This is a genomic window from Paenibacillus sp. FJAT-26967 (assembly GCF_001541095.1).
GTDB lineage: Bacteria > Bacillota > Bacilli > Paenibacillales > NBRC-103111 > Paenibacillus_F.
In genome coordinates, this window is the sequence record NZ_LMXH01000001.1 from 1,917,967 (window position 1) to 1,936,417 (window position 18,451).

An 18,451-nucleotide genomic window follows, 5' to 3' on the forward strand; every position below is an offset into this window, starting at 1 on the left:
ATGAATCCCACGATAAGAAGGACAGCAGCAGTCCTGTACAAGCTTTACATGCTGCGAATGTACGAAAGCCGGAAGAGAGTAAGGAATCTGTGCAAATTCCCGGTCTGCGGAGGGTTGGGGATACAGATGTTCAGCCGGCTGCAGTTGCAAGCGACATCTTGATCATTGAGGAAGAGGGCGAGAATGACAAGTATAAGGGGAATGCGAAGTCCCCTCATTCCCTGAAAGAAACGGTCACTTTCTGGAAAATGTTAATTTTCTTCGTGCCCTTGGGAATTTCGGCAAGTCTGGTTACATTATCCCATTCCATCATTAACAGTACCCTTGCGCGTTCTCCTGATCCCGAATATGTGATTGCCGGGTACGCGATAGCCATGAGTTTGCTCGGAATTACGGAAAAACCGGCAACATTACTGCGCCAAACTTGCTCGGCACTAGTTCGAGATCGTGTATCGTTCAGGGCTATGCGCACAGTGGCAGTGTACGTGTTTGCCGCCATTATGGTAGTCGGTCTGGCTTTCTCTTATTTACCGCCAGGACGCTGGATGATCGGCGCTATTTTTGGAATCGGCGAGTCACAGCTTGAGAATGTGTTGAATGTGTACCGGATCCTCATGTTCGTTAGTTTCTTCTCGGGTCTGCGCTGTTTGTATCATGGATTGATTATATACAACAAAAGGACCTTCTGGCTCACGATAGGGATGGTGGTCCGTTTAATCGGTATGTACGCGGTCGCTCAGTTCTTTATTCTGGGACCGGGAGTACAGGGCAGCAGTGTCGGGGCAATTATTTTTCTTGTTGGCATGATGATAGAAAGCGCAGTTGCTTTCTGGGAAGGAAGCTCACTTCTTAAACGTAAAATTCCGGAGAAGAGCCCCGGGCATAGTGTAGAGAAGCCAGCGGATGTTTTCCGTTTTTACCGGCCCCTATTGTTCTCGTCTTTTATTGCGGTCACGATCGGACCTGCCCTTAACGCGATGCTCGGAAAAGCAGGGGATGCGGAGATAGCCATTGCGGCATTCGCCATTGCTTTCAATTTGACGCAGCTGATGCAAAGTTTTTTTTCCTACATTCATCAAATCGTATTGAACTTCTACCGGATCAATCCGGGACGGGTGACTTCGTTCGTCCTGATGATCGCATTTATCCCATCAGTACTTGTTGGCATTCTTGCTTATACAGAAGCAGGCCCGTGGTTTCTTAGTAACGTGATCGGTGTAAGTGACCGTTTGCTGACTGAAATAATCAAAGCCCTGCGAGTGTTCCTGATCTTAACACTGGTCTTTCCTTGGCTGGATTACGGGAACGGCATTCTCATGCTGCGCCGACAAACAAAAACGATGGTGTACTCCCAGTCTGCTAACGTAAGCGTTATGCTCAGTACATTGATCATCCTCATCGTGATGACGCCAGGATGGAACGGAATGATTGGAGCTTTTGCCCAGTCGTTAGGTACTTTAGCGGAGCTGACTGTCGTGATGATAGCTGTTAAGCGTGGCAGGGAGTCCGTACTTCTGCATCCTTCACAGGAAGCATGATTTCCGCTTTCGAATAATGTCCGCCTTGAAATAGTATCTCTAACATAGAAGATGGTTCCGTTCTTTAATGGATTGGAATCGTCTTCTTGTTATTCCCAAATGTGCAAATTGACGGGTATAATGAAGGTCAGATTCCTGATTTACAAGAAATTCCGGTAGAACGCGCAGTCCATGCGAAGCTTTTACGACAAGAAGAGTTTATCAAAATCCGCAAAGGAGACGTTGTTACATGGGCAGTATCATAGTATGGCTGCTGCTTACGGCAGTCAGTTAAACCGCAAAAGGAGAGGTTGAAATGGACAGCAATCAAGTTTTCTTAGATACGCTTAAGAAACAATTTCTGTATTACAAAACGCTGGGAGAAAAAGCAATGGATCAGTTGACGCCGGAGTTGTTATTCGTCAGACCTAACGAGAACAGCAACAGTATCGCTACTATTGTTAAGCACCTATCGGGCAACATGATATCCAGATGGACGGATTTCCGCACAACGGACGGCGAAAAAGAATGGCGAGACAGAGATGGTGAATTCGAGAACGACATCCCGGACTTGGAGCGGCTGCTTCTGATCTGGGAAGAGGGCTGGAGATGCTTATTGGGCGCACTTGATTCCACTGAGCCTAATCAGTTAACAGAGATTATTTATATACGGAATGAAGGGCATACCATTATGGAAGCACTAAGCCGCCAATTGGCTCATTATCCTTATCATATCGGCCAAATGATCTACGCAGCGAAGCTATTGAAGGAAAGTGAATGGAAAAGCCTATCTATTCCAAAGAATAATTCCCGCGCTTATAACGAGAACAAATTTGCTAAAGACAAGACGATAAAGAATTTTACAGAAGATGAATTGGAAAAGCTGCAATAGATTGGATGACTATGATTTACGGTGTTAACTAACAGATATTAGATAAATGAAGTCAAGTATATGAGTTCTGCGTTCCTTTGTGGAAGCTGCGGGACTTTTTTATATATAATGAAGTCTAGAGACCAGTAGCAGGGGCGGGATAAGATGATTAAGGTTACGACTGAAATTGAAATTGATGCACCCATTGAACGGTGTTTCGATTTAGCCAGCAACATTGACGTTCATACCAGGACCGTATGGAAACATACAAGAGAAAAAGCAATTAGGGGGACTGTAACAGGTTGTATCGGCGCTGGGGAGACCGTAACTTTTCAAGCGACGCATTTGGGAGTACGGCAGAAATTAACGTCTCAAATCACAGAATTTAAGAGACCGTATATATTTGTCGATTCCATGCTCAGAGGAGCTTTTAAAAGTCTTAAACATACACATGAATTTGTTGAATTGAACGATTCCAGAACGTTGATGAAGGATACGCTTCTATTCGAAGCGCCTTTCGGCATGATCGGGTGGCTGGTGGAGCGCTTGATTCTAAGAAGATATATGGAAAGCTTCATTAACCACAGAAATATAGAACTAAAGAAGATAGCCGAGGGGCAAAATGATCTTCTTTGAATCCGGAAACCTCAGACAGATTGCTGCATCCGACAACAGACTCGTTGTTGCTGCAGAAGAGTGAATGATTTGTCATTCTGGCGCTAAACTTATCGATTTGTGCGCTTGCCCGGGAAATGATTGAACTAATTTCCTGACAGACTATCAAAAAATCTTTATTAATGGAGGTCCTATGAACACAATAGTAACAACGTGCAGGCTAATTCTGAGAGAGTACGAAGAGTCGGATTATGAAGATGCACTGCGTATATTCTCCAATCCACAAACGATGTCCTTCTGGCCCGAACCTTTCGGCGTGGAGCAGGTTAGGAAGTGGATGGTAAAGAGTGCATCAAATTACAAGGAGTTCGGTTATGGAAGATGGGTTACAGCTCTAATCGGGAACAATAAAATGATTGGAGACTGCGGCTTCGGACATTTAGAAATCAACGGGAAAGTGGAAGTCGATCTGGGCTATATAATCGATCACCGGTATTGGAAGCAAGGCTATGGTGCGGAAGCGGCGCAGGCGTGCCTGGATTATGGCCAGAGTCGGTTAGGATTTAACCGGATAGTTGCCAACATGCCATACAATCATACTGCATCCCGGAAGACGGCCGAGAAGCTGGGGATGAAGAAAGAGCTTGAATTCGTTAATGAGCGGAACCGGAATATCTTGACCTGTCTATACAGTACAGAGAGGGATCTGGATTGCTAAGCTATCACAGGCAAAGTTCGTGATTAACGTGTCATAAAGGAGGGAAGTATCCGAAAGGTGCGCGGATACTTCTTCGTGTGCTCCCTATGTACATTTGCACTCAACAGTTAAGTAAGGATTATCTTTGACCTACAGAAAAGGAATCTTAATGGATTTCCTGTAGATCGGATAGAGCCACTTCACACCGCTTGGTGTCAAGGTATCCGCGAATAGATGGGAGAAATAACCGGCAAAAGCAACGAACATGATACCTTCAATTTGAAGCTGCTGCTCGAGCTCGTAACCGATAGCTCCCCAGAAGGCCAGTGCCCAGACTGTATGAGTCATCCCCCGGTGCTTCAGCCAAGGAGCCCAGGCGACGAATATACCGAGTCCGATCAACCACCTCATCGTCATGACCCAGCCCATATAAATAAGTGCGATCCCGACAACGCTGACCAAAGCGTTACGGATAAATCCCTGTTTGGTTACAAAACCGATGAGGAATATCATAACGGCCGCAGTCATTAGCTTGGGATAGAACAGATGCTGCACGAAGTATTGAAAGCTAACCCCCGCGAGAAAAATAGCTCCGCCCCAAAGAAAAAATTCACGGAGCATTTTGGAGATTTTGCTCAGTTTGCTGCTTAGCATACTTGGCCCGTCCAGATCAGCGCTTAATGCTGAGAATGCCGCAACGGTTATGTATAAGGCGAAATTCTGCACAGTAAACGGTTGAAAAGCAGAAGCGGTCAGGCCGATAGCCGTGCCGATCATAAGATGTGTTGTACCTTTCATAAGACCTCCGTAGACTGACCAGGATAGTTTTGGCAAACGTATGTTTGCTTTGTTATTATACGGGGTCTTAAAAAAGCTGACAAGCGAACAAATAAAAAAAGTGAAGAACTTCTAGTGGTCACCAGGCGTCATTTAGTAAGTAATTCAACGAAACGTTTGGCAGCGGTGGTCAGGGGTACATCTTTTAGTGTGATGATACCGGCCTTCCGGGGTGGTAAGGGGTGCTCCAGGCGAACCTCACCTAGTCCCATCCGAATGAGGTCATCCCGGGCAAACTCCCGAACGACACAAGCCAGACCAAATCCCATACTTGCGAATTCAAGCAGCAAATCGAGACTGCCTAATTCGATCTCCGGCTGAATGTCCAACCCCAATTGTTTGGTATAGCTATCGAAAGATGCCCGTGTACGGCTTCCTTTTTCCAGTAAAAGAATGGGGTACCCGGATAATTGCTCCCAGGTGTAACGGCCCTCCGTCAGTTCTTCGAATTGGGGGCCTGCTACAAGACAGTCATGAAGAATCAGAGTTTCCTGGACGTGAATGTGCTTGTCTTGTAAAGGCAAATTAACTAGACCCAGGTCGATCCGGCCTTCTTTTAATAAAAGGAGAGTCTCGGGTGTCGTCCGGTTCGTCACTTGAATTTTGATGGCGGGATACTTGTCATGGAATTGTTTAAGATGCGGAAGCAAATAATGTTTGCTGAGGGTATCGCCTGCTCCGATCCGTATCTCGCCTTCCATGAGTTGACGTATATCCGCTATTTTGCGCTCACCTGACTCGATAAAATTAAAAGCCTTGCCGACATGCTGCAGAAGCACGTTTCCTTCATGGGTTAATACGGCACCTTTGGATGTACGGAAGAATAGCTGAACGCCCAGCCTGGATTCTAATTGCTTGATTGAATGGGTGACGGCAGGCTGAGTAATGCATAAGTGCTCGGCAGCGCGGGTAAAACTGCCTGCTCTTGCCGTGTAGTAAAAGACGCGGTACCCTTCTAAGTTTTCAAACAAGACATTAACCACCTTTATGGTCTGTATAAGTAATATTCATTTTATTTATAAGACACTCCAAATTATACTGAATGTAAGAGTTGATTCCAAGCAGAAAGGTCTGATTAATGATATGACGGTAACGGCAATTGTCGGCGCTAATTGGGGAGATGAGGGCAAGGGGAAAGTCACGGACGTGCTTGCGGCACAGTCCAAATACGTAGTCAGGTATCAGGGGGGCAGCAATGCAGGCCATACTATTCTCAATCCTTACGGCAAATTTGCGCTGCACATTCTTCCTTCCGGCGTTTTTTACCCGGGGGTGTGTAACATTATAGGTCCGGGTACGGCGCTGAATATAGATGACTTTCTTCACGAGTTAAAAGGGCTGACGGACAGAGGCGTCCCTGAACCGATTCTGCGCATATCGGACCGGGCTCAAATCGTTATGCCGTATCATAAATTATTGGACCAATTGGAAGAGGAGCGGCTGGGGGATCTAAAGTTCGGCTCCACCAAATCGGGGATTGCCCCTTTCTATTCGGATAAAGTGTCGAAACTCGGTATTCAAGTTTCCGATTTGTTCGATGAAGACAGGCTGCGGATGCGAGTGGAAGCTTCGTTGGCAGCCAAGAACACTCTCATGAAGCATTTGTATGGCCATCCGCTTGTGCATGCGGACGAAATTGTTCAACAGTTCGCAGACAAAGCGGAACAGATCCGGCCTTATGTTGTGGATTCATCGGTTCTTCTGCAGGAAGCTGTGAAGCGCGGGGAGCGCATACTCGTGGAAGGGCAGCTCGGAGCACTGAGAGATCCGGATCACGGTATTTATCCTTATTCGACCTCTTCTTCGACACTAGCCGGTTTTGCTGCTGTTGGAGCGGGAATTCCTCCTTATGCCATTAAACAGATTATCGCGGTAACGAAAGCCTATTCAAGCTGTGTAGGCGCCGGCCCTTTTGTTTCCGAAATAGAAGGAGAGAGCGCCGCTGAATTGCGCCAAAGGGGCGGGGATGCCGGGGAATTCGGTGCTACGACAGGACGCCCGCGGCGTATGGGGTGGTTCGATGCTGTCGCAACCCGGTATGGCTGCCGGATTCAGGGAGCTACCGAAGCCGTTCTGACCAATCTGGATGTCTTAGGATATCTGGAGGAAATCCCGGTTTGTACAGCCTATGAGCTCGATGGAAGCAGAACCTTGGAATTTCCGGTATCGGCACGGCTGGATCAGGCTAAGCCGGTCTATGAGAACGTAAAAGGCTGGAATTGCGATATTTCTTCCATCCGCCAATTCGGCGATCTGCCTGACGCTGCTCAAGAATATGTTCTCCTCGTGGAAAAGCTGGTCGGCGTGCCGATCCGGACTATATCCGTCGGTCCAAGGCGCGAACAAATTATCGAACGCTAAGAGCGGCGAGGCTTCGATTGCTCTCCTTAAATTTTGTGAATGCGCTTCGTTTCTTCTTTATCTGGAGTACCGCATGATTCATTTGAAAAGACCCTCACGAGGGTCTTTTTGCTGTCTTAGCTTAGGATCGTGGAGTGAATTTCCGCATAGATCAGCATGTTTCGGAGATTTTTCCTAAAGTTTCAGTATTCATTTGCCGATAGTAGTAGAGGCGTTGGAACCAGCAAAAGGTTAACAGCCAAACGGAGTGTTAATCGAATACTCCTCTGGAAGACGCCGAAATTGTGCCGGGCGAACAGATTTACCTAAAAGGGGGATTACGATTTCCAGGTACTGACAAGGACGTCGAGTTTAATGTTCGGGTTCGGCATGAAAAACACTCAGCTTATTTGAACAGCTCAAACAAGTAAGATTACAATCGGATTTCCGAAATATGACCGACAATAAAGACTAGGAGATGAAATGATGCGGGCAATGAGAATTATGGCTTTATTCCTAACATTAACATTGGTATCAGGCAGCTTCGGCGCTATGAGTGCTATGGCTTTGGAAGTTTCCAGTCTGGTACTGAACAAAAACGAACTTTCAATGGAAGTTGGCGGTACTGCCCCTTTGACAGCAACTGCCGTCTATGACAGCGGTGCGACTGAGAATGTTACCGTCAAAACCGACTGGACTTCAGGTTCACCGGATATCGCATCCGTATATGCGGGCTCGGTAACGGCGAAGAAAGAAGGAAAGGCCGTCATTACGGCTACTCACAAAGGAAAAACCGTGATCGTGAACGTGACCGTAAGTAAACACGTCCGTTCCCTTATTAAAGACATACAAACGATCGATTTGCGCAAGGGTAAATCTGAACAGATTACATTAAAGGCCTACTATGATGACGGTACGAATGAAGACGTCACTAAGAAAGCGGAATGGAATATTGACAATGGTTCTGTCGCTACTGTCGTAAATGGTCTGGTAACGGGCCAAAGCTCAGGAAAGGCAGTTGTTACAGCGAAGTATAACAATCAGACCGTTTCTGTACCGGTAAGCATTGAAGTCGCCAAACGGGTTGATCCCGACAAGTCTCAAATATCTATGCTGCTTAAAGAAACGGATACCGTCACTTTGATGGCGACTTATCCGGATGGAACATCGGAGGATGTGACGGACCTGGCCGAGTGGGAATCCGATAATCCGGACATAGCGGATGTGCTGAAAGGTAAAGTGACCGGTTACGGACCTGGTAAAGCAACAATCACCGCGAGCTATGGCACGAAATCCACGGAAATTAAAGTGGATGTAGACAATGCCGTCAAGCTGGATCTGGGCAAGGAAATTGTACTACTTAAAAAGAACACCACAGAAGAATTGAAGCTGACTGCCACGTATGCTGATGGCGGTACGGACGATGTTACAGCCCGTGCTGAGTGGTCTTCAAGCGATGAGAATATCGTGAGCGTCGTAAAAGGCAAGCTTTTTGCGAATGCGACAGGCGAAGTAACGATTACAGCTAAATATGGTACCAAAACGGTTTCCGTTATTGTAGATGTGGACGTTCCCAAGCGTCTGGAAGCGGATAAGGAACCGTTGTTCCTGCAAACAGGCAAAGACGAGCAGATCATCCTGTGGGCTACCTATGCCGATGATACCAAAGAAGACGTAGCGGGCGAAGCAAAATGGTCGGTCGATGACGATTCGATTGTCAGTGTAAAAGATGGTAAAGTTACTGCGCGTAAAGCCGGTGAAACGAATGTTTCGGCTAGCTATGGCGGCAAAAGAGTCACGATTCATGTATCCGTAGATATCCCGAACACGATCAAAGCAAGTCTTAAGAACGTTAACTTTCAAATAGGCAGTTATGAGAAAGTAACGCTGAGTGCGATATACAGCGATGGAAGAGTAGAAGATGTAACGGATAAAGCGGACTGGACGTCCAGCTCTTCCGAAATCGCAGAAGTTCGTAAAGGCGTCATTACAGGCGTCGGCACAGGTGCGGCGACGGTTACAGCCAAGTACGGAACCAGAACGGTAGCCGTTCAAGTGTCTGTAGGCGTTCTGAAGACGTTGACCACCAGCAGTAAAACAACCTTTTCTCTTAAGAAGGGGGCTGAACAAAAGCTTGATGTAACGGCGACGTATTCCGACGGTACCAAAGAAGAGGTAACGAAGGAAGCGGTTTGGACCAGTTCCAATGACAAAGCAGTAACGGTTGACGCAGGGGTTGTGAAGGCAGCGGCCTCGGGCGAAGCGACGATTACAGCAGCTTTTGGGAACAAGACGGTTACTTTCAAAGTTCAAGTAGACATGGCGGATAAGCTGACGGCAAATCCTTCTTTCTTGAATTTTGATCTGGGTGAGAATAAATTCATTACTCTGACAGGTACAGATGCAAGCGGAACTCCTACAGACGTAACGAAAGATGCGGAGTGGAGCTCAAGCAGTGCGGCTGTAGCGACGGTAGATAATGGCGTCGTTACACCGGTGTCACGCGGTAAAGCAACGATCACGGCTAAATACGGCGGCAAAACGGTCACGATTCCGGTAGAAATCGGAGTGGTTTCTTCTTTGGAAGTGGATAAGCGTTTTGTGTCGACGAAATCCGGCTCATCCGTACAAATTAAGCTGACGGCTACGCTTTCGGACGGCAGCAAAAAAGACGTAACTTCGAGCGCGCAGTGGAAGGCAAGCAACTACAAAATTGCGGATGTCAGCGAGGGGAAAGTAACGGGCGTGAGCGCAGGAACTGCGACCGTGACCACAACATTCGGCGGCAAAAGCATCTCCATTCCGGTTGAAGTCGATAAACTGAAATATTTGAAGACGGACAAGATCACTGTTGATCTGAAAGCCGGGTCGACAGTAAATATCAAAGCGATTGCTACCTTCGACGATTTGTCGGAGCAGGACGTATCTGTTAACGGACTATGGTCTACCTCTAACATTCGGATCGCGGATGTGAAGGACGGGGTCATCCGGGCAATCGGCAAAGGCAAGGCAACGATTACGGTTACTTATGCGAAGAAATCGACCAAAGTATACGTAACGGTTAATTAGTATAAGATTTAGATGGAAAAAGAACCGCCGCAGCGGTTCCCAGAAGCCTGCAGCCCAGTTTCCTTAACAGGAACGGCCTGCAGGCTTTTTCCATGAGATCATGATAGATAAGACTGGCTCATGCGTTAGCACAGCACCCCTACCAGATCAGCCGCAGCCCAGTTAACCGGTCGACAGCTTAGGTATCATATGAATCCTTTTATAGACACTAAGTACGAGCCCGAATGAAACATAATGAAGCAGCAATTGACTGCCTCCAAAGGAGATGAACGGTAGAGAAATTGAGGTATACGGCACAAGACCGATGGACATGAGGATCGTCCACAAGAACTGAATGGTTATAAGGACAGAGATGACAAAAACGATTGAGCGGCCATATGAATCCTCGATTCGCTTAATAATTTGTGCAAGTCTTGTGATGAAAATAAGAGCTAATGTTATAATAATGATGCCCATGATCCAGCCGAAGGCGTACATTAAATAGGGCAGAATCGCCTCTGAGTATATGGCAGGCAGGGTGTTATTCCATACCCCAAACCCTTTTCCGAACCATCCTCCAGATTGAATGGCCTCGATAGAATTCATGGTTTGATAATTGTTATCCTTACCGGAGTTCGAGCTTATGCTTATTAACCGGTTATACAAATGCGGTTTCTGAGCAATTAAAAAAAGTCCGGCAACGGCAACAGGGGCAATAAAGACGGCAGCAGGCCACCATTTGCGCCGCGTATAGTAGAGAAGGGAGGCGAATCCGATCGTATAGATAAGAGCGGGCATGTATGAATTCATTTGGAAATAAATAAACAACGGTAAGAATCCGCAAAGTCCGATGCGAAATAGTAACTCCGGGAGGCTTCTTATTTTAGCGAAATTCATGCCTGCTGCTGCAATGAGAAAGCCATATAAGGAAAAGTTAACTGCGTTAAATGAAAATTCTCCAATGTTTAAAAAGTATAAAGAACCATTTATAAGGGAATTTCTCTGAGAAGTCGTAAACAAAAGCAGAAAAACCGTTCCCACAAATAACAGCACTGAAAACCGCTGTAATTTCCTGTAGTCCAAAAACCAAACGCCCGCTGCTGCTAAAAGACCTATTAAAATAAATTTTAATTGTGTCATCATAAAACTTATACCTATAGTACGCATTCCCCGGTTTTGTAACTGTGCACTGTCCAGCGCAAACATCGCAAACAAGCCAAGAGCCGTCAGTACCCCGATGATCGCCAGCATACCCCATTCGATTTGCGGCCTGTGTGCTTTATGCAAATCGCGTCCGATTTCGGCCGGGTTGCCCATTTGACTAATGGCCTGGGCTATCGCCTCTTCGCGAGACATTCCTTTGGCTTCAGCCCGTTCGACCAGATCTTCGATATGTCCTGTCAGTTCCGCGCGGATTTCCGAATGAAGATCCTTGGCTCTAACCTGCGCGCAGACATTGCTAAGGAAGCGCCTCACCTTCTCGTCATCTAGCAGCAGATTCACACATTTCCCTCCCCGATCACTCTTTCGACCGCTCCGCTGAAAATCCGCCATTCCTTCTGTTTTTCCTGAAGCTGCAGCTTTCCTTTTTCAGTTAACCGGTAATTTTTGCGTTTGCGACCTTCATGTTCACTCCAATAAGCTTCGACCCAGCGTTCTTTTTCAAGTGTGTGGAGAATGGGGTAGAGAGTTCCTTCTTTGAATTCAAAAATCCCGTCCGAACTTTTCTCCATTTCCTTGATCATTTCATAGCCGTACATTTCCTTCCGGCGAAGCAGTGAAAGAATGAGGATGACAGTACTGCCTTTAAGAAGTTCTTTATTGATTTTCATAGGTCACTCCCTATACCTCGATTAACAATGCATTGGATTACTATGCTATTATATCTATGATATAGTTAAGGTGCAAGCTATGAATTTCATTTCATAAAAGCTAACATTATGTGTCCGGTTTGCCGTTAAATCATAAGGGACTATTTTCTTCCCGGTTACATAAAAAAGGGACTCTTCCCAGAAAAAAGAGGGCGGGTAAATGAAGAAATAGTAAGCAATGGTGTAGAGTGAAACAGGGCTTTTGTCAAAAGATTGCCCTAATTTCGCGATAAATCGATATTTTTCCCGAAAAATCGAAAGTTCTTTGGAAATTTTGAAATAGTGGACTATAATAGAAGATGTAATTTTCATCACACAAGACGTCCCCCAGGACATGTTATAGATTTAAGACATAAGGGCGGCGCGTACTAGTTAGATTGATAGGAAAATGGCAAGCAATACTATTATTTTAAAAGTGAGGCGGAAAATTACAGCTATGAAGAATGGACAAGAGGACAGACGATGGCCGTGGGCTAATTATTACGGTCCGAATCTAGGTTACATTCAGGAGCAGTACGAGCAGTATCAGAACAATCCCGAATCGGTTGAAGAAACTTTTCGGGAGCTTTTCGCGCGTTTTGGAGCGCCTCCGGCTGAGTCCGGAACAACTGGAAGCGGGCAGCAACAAGCCCAAGTGACCGACAGCAGCAATCCTCAAGTGCTGAAGAAAGTAATGGCCGTCAGCAAGCTGGTATGGAACATTCGTACCTATGGACACTTAGCGGCTAATATCGATCCTTTGGGACTTAGCACAACTGCGGATACAAGATTGCTTGAACCGGCAACTTACGGACTTACGAAGGAAGACCTCATTGCGCTGCCGTCTTCACTCGTATGGGAGGAAGCTCCTACCGATGTTGCAAACGGCTGGGAAGCGATTGAACGTCTTCGTAAATCATATTCCCAATCGATCGCGTTTGAATTCAGCCATGTGCACGAAGAAAGCGAGAGAGACTGGCTTAACCGCCAAGCAGAATCCGGAGCCTCCATTGAGCCTCTAACATCGGAAGAACGGATTAAATTGCTTGACCGTCTTATTCAAGCAGAGCAGTTTGAGCAATTCCTACATCGTACATTCGTTGGACAGAAACGTTTTTCTCTTCAAGGTACAGATGTTCTAATTCCGATACTTGATCAGATCGTACACGAAGTGGTGCTTGATGGCGCCAGCCATATCCTGATGGGAATGGCTCACCGAGGCCGCCTAAACGTGCTTGCACATATTTTAGGTAAGCCTTACAACAAGATTTTCAAAGAATTTCATCATTCTCCTAACAAAGATATTATTCCTTCTGAAGGTTCGATGGGAATTAACTACGGTTGGACGGGGGATGTCAAATATCATCTGGGTGAGCAGCGTTCCATTAAGGAAGGCGATGCACTTGAAGCTAAACTGACTTTGGCTAACAACCCGAGTCACCTGGAGTTCGTAGGAGCTGTTGTTGAAGGCTTCACACGCGCTGCGCAAGATAACCGTGAGAACCCGGGTTATCCCGTTCAGGATGTAAGTAAAGCGGCGACCATAACAATCCATGGTGACGCGGCATTCCCTGGCGAAGGTATCGTAGCGGAGACGCTTAATTTCACGAAGCTTCAAGGTTACCGCAATGGCGGTACCATTCATATTATCGTTAATAACCGTGTAGGCTTTACGACGGACAGCTCGGATTCGCGTTCCACGCACTACGCCAGCGATCCGGCCAAGGGCTACGAAATTCCGATCGTTCACGTCAATGCGGACGATGCGGATGCGTGTATAGCAGCGGCCCGTCTGGCCTGCGAATACCGTAATCGTTTCAAGAAAGACTTCCTGATTGATCTGGTTGGTTACCGCCGTTTTGGTCATAATGAGAACGACGATCCGGAAACAACGCAGCCGCTCATGTATCAGAAAGTGAAGAATCATCCGACCGTCAGCGTTTCCTATGCGGAAAAACTGAAGCAGGAAGGCCTTATCGACGATCAGCGCTACCAGCAGATGGTTCAGGATGTGCAGGCTAAACTGCAGGAAGCTTACGATCTTGTAAAGAATAAAGACAGCGGCAACCGTCTGGCTAACGTGGTCGTATTCGACAAGGATCTGAATATCGACACGGCTGTTCCGCTTCCTCAGCTGCAGGAAATCAACAAGGCGCTCATTACCTGGCCGGAAGATTTCCATGTATATCCGAAGCTGCAGCGCATTCTGGAGCGCCGTGGCGACGCATTGAATGAAGGCGGCAAAGTTGACTGGGCTCTGGCCGAGACGCTTGCGTTTGCCACTATTCTTGCTGACGGCAAGCCGATCCGGATGACAGGACAAGACGTAGGCCGCGGTACGTTCGCTCATCGCCATGTCGTCCTGCACGATTCCAAGACGGGTGAGACTTATTCGCCGCTTCATAAGATTCCTCAGGCTCGTGCGTCGTTTGCCATTTACAACAGTCCGCTGTCGGAAGGCTCGATCCTGGGCTTTGAATACGGCTATAATGTCTACTCGCCTGAAACGCTTGTAATCTGGGAAGCCCAGTACGGAGACTTCGCCAACGCCGCGCAAGTTATTATCGACCAGTTCATCGCTGCCGGCCGCGTGAAGTGGGCCCAGAAATCCAGTCTCGTAATGCTTCTGCCGCACGGCTATGAAGGACAAGGACCGGAGCACTCCAGCGCAAGACTGGAACGTTACCTCCAGTCTTCGGCCGAGAACAACTGGACCGTTGCGAATCTGAGTACAGCGGCTCAATATTTCCATATCCTGCGCCGTCAGGCTGCTATTACAGAGCGTGAAGAAGCTCGTCCGCTCATTATTATGTCGCCTAAGAGCCTCATCCGTAATGCACGGGTAGCTTCTCCGGGCACGCAGTTCAGCGAAGGCTCCTTTATGCCGATTATTGAGCAGCAGGGTCTTGGCGAACAGCCTAAGAAGGTCCGTCGTCTGGTTCTTTGCACCGGTAAAATCGCCATCGATCTTGAAGAGGCGCTTGAAGCGGACAAAGAGAAGGATTATTCCTGGCTGCAAATTGTTCGGGTAGAACAGCTGTATCCTTTCCCGGATAAAGAAATTGCTGCCGTAATGGAGCGTTTCACGGGACTGAAAGAAATCATCTGGGTTCAGGAAGAGCCTAAGAACATGGGCGCATGGAACTTCATGGAGCCTCGCATCCGCGCGATCGCACCGTCCAAAGCCGATGTGCAGTATATCGGTCTGCCGGACCGCTCGAGCCCGGCCAGCGGCTTCCAGGAAGTTCACACGTTCGAACATAACCAAATCATCGCTAACGCATTAAAGCAACCTGAATAATTTGCTCATAGGAGGACGACGCTGTGTCAGAAATTAAAGTACCCGAATTGGGAGAGTCTATCACGGAAGCAACCATTTCCAAATGGTTAGTTAAAGAAGGTAGCCAAGTCAGCCAGGGAGATCTTCTGCTGGAGCTTGAAACAGATAAAGTAAACCTGGAAATCAGTGCGGAGCAGGATGGCGTGCTGTCCGAAATCCGTAAGCAAGAAGGCGACAACGTATCCGTCGGTGAAGTTGTCGGTCTTATCGGCGCAGGCAGCGGACAAGCTTCCCAGCCTAGCGCACCTGAAGCGCCTAAAGCTGAGGAGAAGGCTGCTCCGGCAAGCGAGCCGGCCAAAGCTCCTGCAGCATCAGCGGAAGCTGAGAGCGCAGCTGTAGCTGCTTCTCCGGCTGCCCGCAAATTGGCGAGAGAGCGCGGAATTGACCTGAACCAGGTCAGAACGCAAGATCCAATCGGCCGTGTGTATCCGGATGATGTCAAAACATTCAGCACTCAACCATCTACTTCCAACCAGCAAGCAAGCGCACCTTCCGCACCGAAGTCCGCTAACTCCGGTTCCGCGAATACGGCTTCGCAGCCGGCGGCTGATCCGAGCAAGCCGGTAGAGCGCAAGAAAATGTCCCGCCGCCGCGCGACTATCGCCAAGCGTCTGGTTGAAGCGCAGCATACGGCAGCGATGCTGACTACTTTCAATGAAGTGGACATGACGGCGATTCTGGATGTCCGCAAACGCCGCAAAGATGCGTTCAAAGACAAGCATGAAGTAGGACTGGGTTTCATGTCCTTCTTTACCAAAGCCGTTGTGGGCGCGTTGAAACAGTACCCGCATCTGAATGCTGAGATTGACGGCGAGGATATTGTTGTCAAGCAGTTCTATGATATCGGTATTGCGGTATCTGCCAAAGAAGGCCTGGTTGTACCGGTCGTTCGTGAAGCAGACCGACTCAGCTTCGCTGAGATCGAAAGACAAATTGGCGAACTTGCCGGCAAAGCGCGCAATAACGCACTTGCTTTGTCCGACCTGCAAGGCGGTACCTTCACGATCACTAACGGTGGTGTATTCGGTTCCCTGCTGTCCACGCCGATCCTTAACGCACCGCAAGTCGGTATTCTGGGTATGCACAAAATCCAGATCCGTCCGGTAGCTATCGACGCTGAACGTATGGAGAACCGTCCGATGATGTACATCGCTCTTTCCTACGATCACCGTATCGTTGATGGCAGCGAGGCTGTTCGTTTCCTCGTAACCGTTAAAGAATTGCTGGAAGATCCGGAATCCCTTCTGCTTGAAGGTTAATTCCATTCAACACAAAGAGCCCAGGCAGACGCTGCCTGGGCTCTTTGTAACATACAAAGGTTCACAATCCATACCGCGCGAATACATACAGGTAAGAGAGCTGCCGAGGATGCAGCCGTTGAAATGATGTGGACTATTCATTCATTGTTAAACGGCTCCGCTCCGTTTCTTGACTGGTTCAGCCAACTCGTTTCGTTTAAGTCAGGGGGCTATCACAAATGAGTGAAGTTAAAGGGATTATGTTTGATATGGACAATACCCTCCTTCAGTCCAAGATCGACTTTCCGGCTATGAAGGCGGAAATTTACAATTATTTATCAGCATTGCACGTATTTGAGGATTCTTTCAACGTGGTTGACCATACTTCTTCTACCTTAATTGAGCATGCAAGGCAGAAAGGAATCAGCGAATCCTCCTATGAGCAGCTCATGAAGATTGCAGCCAAGCATGAACTTACAGGTATGGAAGGAGCCGGATTAGAGAACGGAGCGCTAGAACTGCTCCAGAAACTTCATGGCCGATATGTTCTGGTGATCCTGACAAATAATTCACGGGAAGCGGCACTTAAGGCGCTTAATAGTACAGGAATTGCTCCTTTTTTTGATTTGATAGTTGGAAGAGAACAGATGAAGGCTCTGAAGCCTTCGCCATCGGGCTTTGAATATGTGCTGGATACGTACAGCGGCATAACCCGCTCGGCCTGGATCTCCATAGGAGATTCCTGGATAGACGGCAAGGCTTCCAATGATGCCGGCATTCCTTTTATCAGTTACGGCAAAAAAATTTCGTTCATGAAAGAGAGAAGAGTTAATCCTGTAGCGGCGGTAGAGCATTTAAGTGAGTTATTGGATTATCTATAGGATTCTATAGGAGAATTTAGGGGGATCTAATAACCGTCATCCATTTTCTGATTCCGGGAGGAAACAATAATGATCCGAATCTGTAATCAAGAAGATATACCTTCTATCTGCGACATTATTAATGATGCGGCGGCCGCTTACAAAGGAACTATCCCCGAAGACCGCTATCACGAACCATACATGCCGCTCCAGGAATTGCAGGAAGAAATTGAGAATGGCGTTGTCTTCTCCGGTTATGCGGATGAAGATGGGCGGTTACTGGGTGTTATGGGAATCCAGGACAAACTGGATGCTGCCTTAATCCGGCATGCTTATGTGAGAACGAATCAGCGCAGCGGCGGAATTGGGAGCAAACTGCTTCAACATTTAATGGATAAAGAGGACAGACCGATCCTTATCGGAACGTGGGCATCTGCTGTATGGGCCATCCGTTTCTATGAGAAGAACGGGTTTCATCTCGTCCCCGGTGAGGAAAAAGAACGGTTACTGCATCAATACTGGGATGTACCTCAAAGACAAGTCGAGACATCCGTTGTTCTCCGCAACAGAGAATAGGACCTCTTAATATAAGGCTATGTTAACCTTTGTTGCTGATATTTAATACATGGGAACAAATGAGGGGGGCTAGAACTTTCATTTTCTGGGTAAATAAATAGTAATTCAAGATATAAGAGAGGGGTGTCCGGTATGAAGATTACGATCACTCAGAACGAAGCGTTGGAAAAAGGTGTCTGGCAGGAAGTCATGAATCTGTTCGGTTTGAACAAGGAAGATGATGTCTGGCCGAGTGAAGCATTCGTCCTAACAGAAGAGCAAGCCAGAGAACTTGGATTGATCCGATAAGATTCTAGTGTATAATAAGCTGTACGGATAGAATTTGGAGGATGCAAATATGCTAACGATTACAGCTTACAGTGTAGAAGTAGTAAAAGATCCATTTGGTATTTTGGCGGGACAACGTTACGAGTTTATTCTCGACATTGAAGTTCCGGAGGACGATGAGCTGTATACGCCTAACGGACTTTATCTGAGAGTCATTTATAGCGTGGAAGAGAGCGGGGCGCGAATCGCCAAAGTTGATTTTCACGAAAGTTCAACGGATAAGTACCTCGATTATGATCTGGAAGAGGATGAAATCCAACTGGTTGACGCTTTCTGCAAAGAGAATCTGCCGGAATCGCAAACTAAGTAATAAAGCTTCCTGCAACAACATTGTA

General features: G+C 47.3%; 16 protein-coding genes. 12 read left to right on the plus strand and 4 right to left on the minus strand.

What is annotated here, in order from left to right; translation table 11 throughout:
- The first annotated feature begins 248 nt into the window (after window positions 1-248).
- The 4 genes from AR333_RS08585 (at window position 249) to AR333_RS08600 (ending at window position 3,721) form a co-directional block, all read left to right on the plus strand.
- Window positions 249-1,538, plus strand: a complete 1,290-nt coding sequence (locus AR333_RS08585) for a multi antimicrobial extrusion protein MatE (RefSeq protein WP_068775182.1) — start codon at window positions 249-251, stop codon at window positions 1,536-1,538.
- A 295-nt stretch (window positions 1,539-1,833) separates the two neighbouring features.
- Window positions 1,834-2,409, plus strand: a complete 576-nt coding sequence (locus AR333_RS08590; protein WP_068774842.1) for a DUF1572 family protein — start codon at window positions 1,834-1,836, stop codon at window positions 2,407-2,409.
- 144 nt (window positions 2,410-2,553) lie between these two features.
- Window positions 2,554-3,024 carry an SRPBCC family protein gene (locus AR333_RS08595; RefSeq protein WP_068774843.1) on the plus strand — a complete coding sequence of 157 codons (471 nt, stop codon included), beginning with the start codon at window positions 2,554-2,556 and terminating at the stop codon, window positions 3,022-3,024.
- Window positions 3,025-3,196: 172 nt separating this feature from the next.
- A complete protein-coding gene (locus AR333_RS08600) occupies window positions 3,197-3,721 on the plus strand; it encodes a GNAT family N-acetyltransferase (RefSeq protein WP_068774844.1) in 525 nt (174 codons plus the stop codon).
- Window positions 3,722-3,850: 129 nt separating this feature from the next.
- Here AR333_RS08600 and AR333_RS08605 read toward each other — a convergent pair whose 3' ends face one another.
- The gene (locus AR333_RS08605) at window positions 3,851-4,498 is read right to left on the minus strand and encodes a metal-dependent hydrolase (protein ID WP_068774845.1); all 648 of its coding nucleotides are present in this window, start codon (window positions 4,496-4,498) and stop codon (window positions 3,851-3,853) included.
- A gap of 128 nt (window positions 4,499-4,626) precedes the next feature.
- Window positions 4,627-5,508, minus strand: a complete 882-nt coding sequence (locus tag AR333_RS08610; protein ID WP_068774846.1) for a LysR family transcriptional regulator — start codon at window positions 5,506-5,508, stop codon at window positions 4,627-4,629.
- A 112-nt stretch (window positions 5,509-5,620) separates the two neighbouring features.
- On the opposite strand from AR333_RS08610, the gene AR333_RS08615 reads away from it, so the two are divergent.
- Together AR333_RS08615 and AR333_RS08620 are read left to right on the plus strand one after the other, a co-directional pair.
- Window positions 5,621-6,898, plus strand: a complete 1,278-nt coding sequence (locus AR333_RS08615; RefSeq protein ID WP_068775183.1) for an adenylosuccinate synthase — start codon at window positions 5,621-5,623, stop codon at window positions 6,896-6,898.
- Between the two features lie 465 nt (window positions 6,899-7,363).
- Entirely contained in the window at window positions 7,364-9,946 is a 2,583-nt protein-coding gene (locus AR333_RS08620) for an Ig-like domain-containing protein (RefSeq protein ID WP_253735749.1), read from the plus strand.
- 162 nt (window positions 9,947-10,108) lie between these two features.
- On the opposite strand, the gene AR333_RS08625 is transcribed toward AR333_RS08620, so the two are convergent.
- Complete coding sequence (locus AR333_RS08625; RefSeq protein WP_068774848.1) at window positions 10,109-11,428, minus strand: FtsW/RodA/SpoVE family cell cycle protein; 1,320 nt, start codon at window positions 11,426-11,428, stop codon at window positions 10,109-10,111.
- Window positions 11,425-11,757 carry a PadR family transcriptional regulator gene (locus AR333_RS08630; protein WP_068774849.1) on the minus strand — a complete coding sequence of 111 codons (333 nt, stop codon included), beginning with the start codon at window positions 11,755-11,757 and terminating at the stop codon, window positions 11,425-11,427. Before AR333_RS08630 ends, AR333_RS08625 begins: the two co-directional genes overlap by 4 nt.
- Before the next feature lie 475 nt (window positions 11,758-12,232).
- Here AR333_RS08630 and AR333_RS08640 point away from each other — a divergent pair, with 475 nt between their 5' ends.
- The 6 genes from AR333_RS08640 (at window position 12,233) to AR333_RS08660 (ending at window position 18,426) form a co-directional block, all read left to right on the plus strand.
- Entirely contained in the window at window positions 12,233-15,076 is a 2,844-nt protein-coding gene (locus AR333_RS08640; RefSeq protein ID WP_068774851.1) for a 2-oxoglutarate dehydrogenase E1 component, read from the plus strand.
- A 23-nt stretch (window positions 15,077-15,099) separates the two neighbouring features.
- Window positions 15,100-16,374 (plus strand): 2-oxoglutarate dehydrogenase complex dihydrolipoyllysine-residue succinyltransferase, encoded by a 1,275-nt coding sequence (gene odhB, locus AR333_RS08645; RefSeq protein ID WP_068774852.1) that lies wholly within the window; start codon window positions 15,100-15,102, stop codon window positions 16,372-16,374.
- Window positions 16,375-16,592: 218 nt separating this feature from the next.
- Entirely contained in the window at window positions 16,593-17,234 is a 642-nt protein-coding gene (locus AR333_RS08650) for an HAD family hydrolase (RefSeq protein WP_068774853.1), read from the plus strand.
- A 69-nt stretch (window positions 17,235-17,303) separates the two neighbouring features.
- The gene (locus AR333_RS08655) at window positions 17,304-17,789 is read left to right on the plus strand and encodes a GNAT family N-acetyltransferase (RefSeq protein ID WP_068774854.1); all 486 of its coding nucleotides are present in this window, start codon (window positions 17,304-17,306) and stop codon (window positions 17,787-17,789) included.
- A 132-nt stretch (window positions 17,790-17,921) separates the two neighbouring features.
- Window positions 17,922-18,077, plus strand: a complete 156-nt coding sequence (locus AR333_RS24940) for a hypothetical protein (RefSeq protein ID WP_172798809.1) — start codon at window positions 17,922-17,924, stop codon at window positions 18,075-18,077.
- A 49-nt stretch (window positions 18,078-18,126) separates the two neighbouring features.
- Window positions 18,127-18,426 (plus strand): DUF6509 family protein, encoded by a 300-nt coding sequence (locus tag AR333_RS08660; RefSeq protein ID WP_068774855.1) that lies wholly within the window; start codon window positions 18,127-18,129, stop codon window positions 18,424-18,426.
- Window positions 18,427-18,451: the final 25 nt, after the last annotated feature.

Bases quoted from the DNA above. Each gene is read 5' to 3' on its own strand.
- AR333_RS08595 (WP_068774843.1), top strand. From the start codon at position 2,554: ATGATTAAGGTTACGACTGAAATTGAAATTGATGCACCCATTGAACGG.
- AR333_RS08590 (WP_068774842.1), top strand. From the start codon at position 1,834: ATGGACAGCAATCAAGTTTTCTTAGATACGCTTAAGAAACAATTTCTG.
- AR333_RS08640 (WP_068774851.1), top strand. From the start codon at position 12,233: ATGAAGAATGGACAAGAGGACAGACGATGGCCGTGGGCTAATTATTAC.
- AR333_RS24940 (WP_172798809.1), top strand. From the start codon at position 17,922: ATGAAGATTACGATCACTCAGAACGAAGCGTTGGAAAAAGGTGTCTGG.
- AR333_RS08620 (WP_253735749.1), top strand. From the start codon at position 7,364: ATGCGGGCAATGAGAATTATGGCTTTATTCCTAACATTAACATTGGTA.
- AR333_RS08660 (WP_068774855.1), top strand. From the start codon at position 18,127: ATGCTAACGATTACAGCTTACAGTGTAGAAGTAGTAAAAGATCCATTT.
- AR333_RS08655 (WP_068774854.1), top strand. From the start codon at position 17,304: ATGATCCGAATCTGTAATCAAGAAGATATACCTTCTATCTGCGACATT.
- AR333_RS08585 (WP_068775182.1), top strand. From the start codon at position 249: ATGTTAATTTTCTTCGTGCCCTTGGGAATTTCGGCAAGTCTGGTTACA.
- AR333_RS08630 (WP_068774849.1), bottom strand. From the start codon at position 11,757: ATGAAAATCAATAAAGAACTTCTTAAAGGCAGTACTGTCATCCTCATT.
- AR333_RS08650 (WP_068774853.1), top strand. From the start codon at position 16,593: ATGAGTGAAGTTAAAGGGATTATGTTTGATATGGACAATACCCTCCTT.
- AR333_RS08605 (WP_068774845.1), bottom strand. From the start codon at position 4,498: ATGAAAGGTACAACACATCTTATGATCGGCACGGCTATCGGCCTGACC.
- AR333_RS08615 (WP_068775183.1), top strand. From the start codon at position 5,621: ATGACGGTAACGGCAATTGTCGGCGCTAATTGGGGAGATGAGGGCAAG.
- AR333_RS08600 (WP_068774844.1), top strand. From the start codon at position 3,197: ATGAACACAATAGTAACAACGTGCAGGCTAATTCTGAGAGAGTACGAA.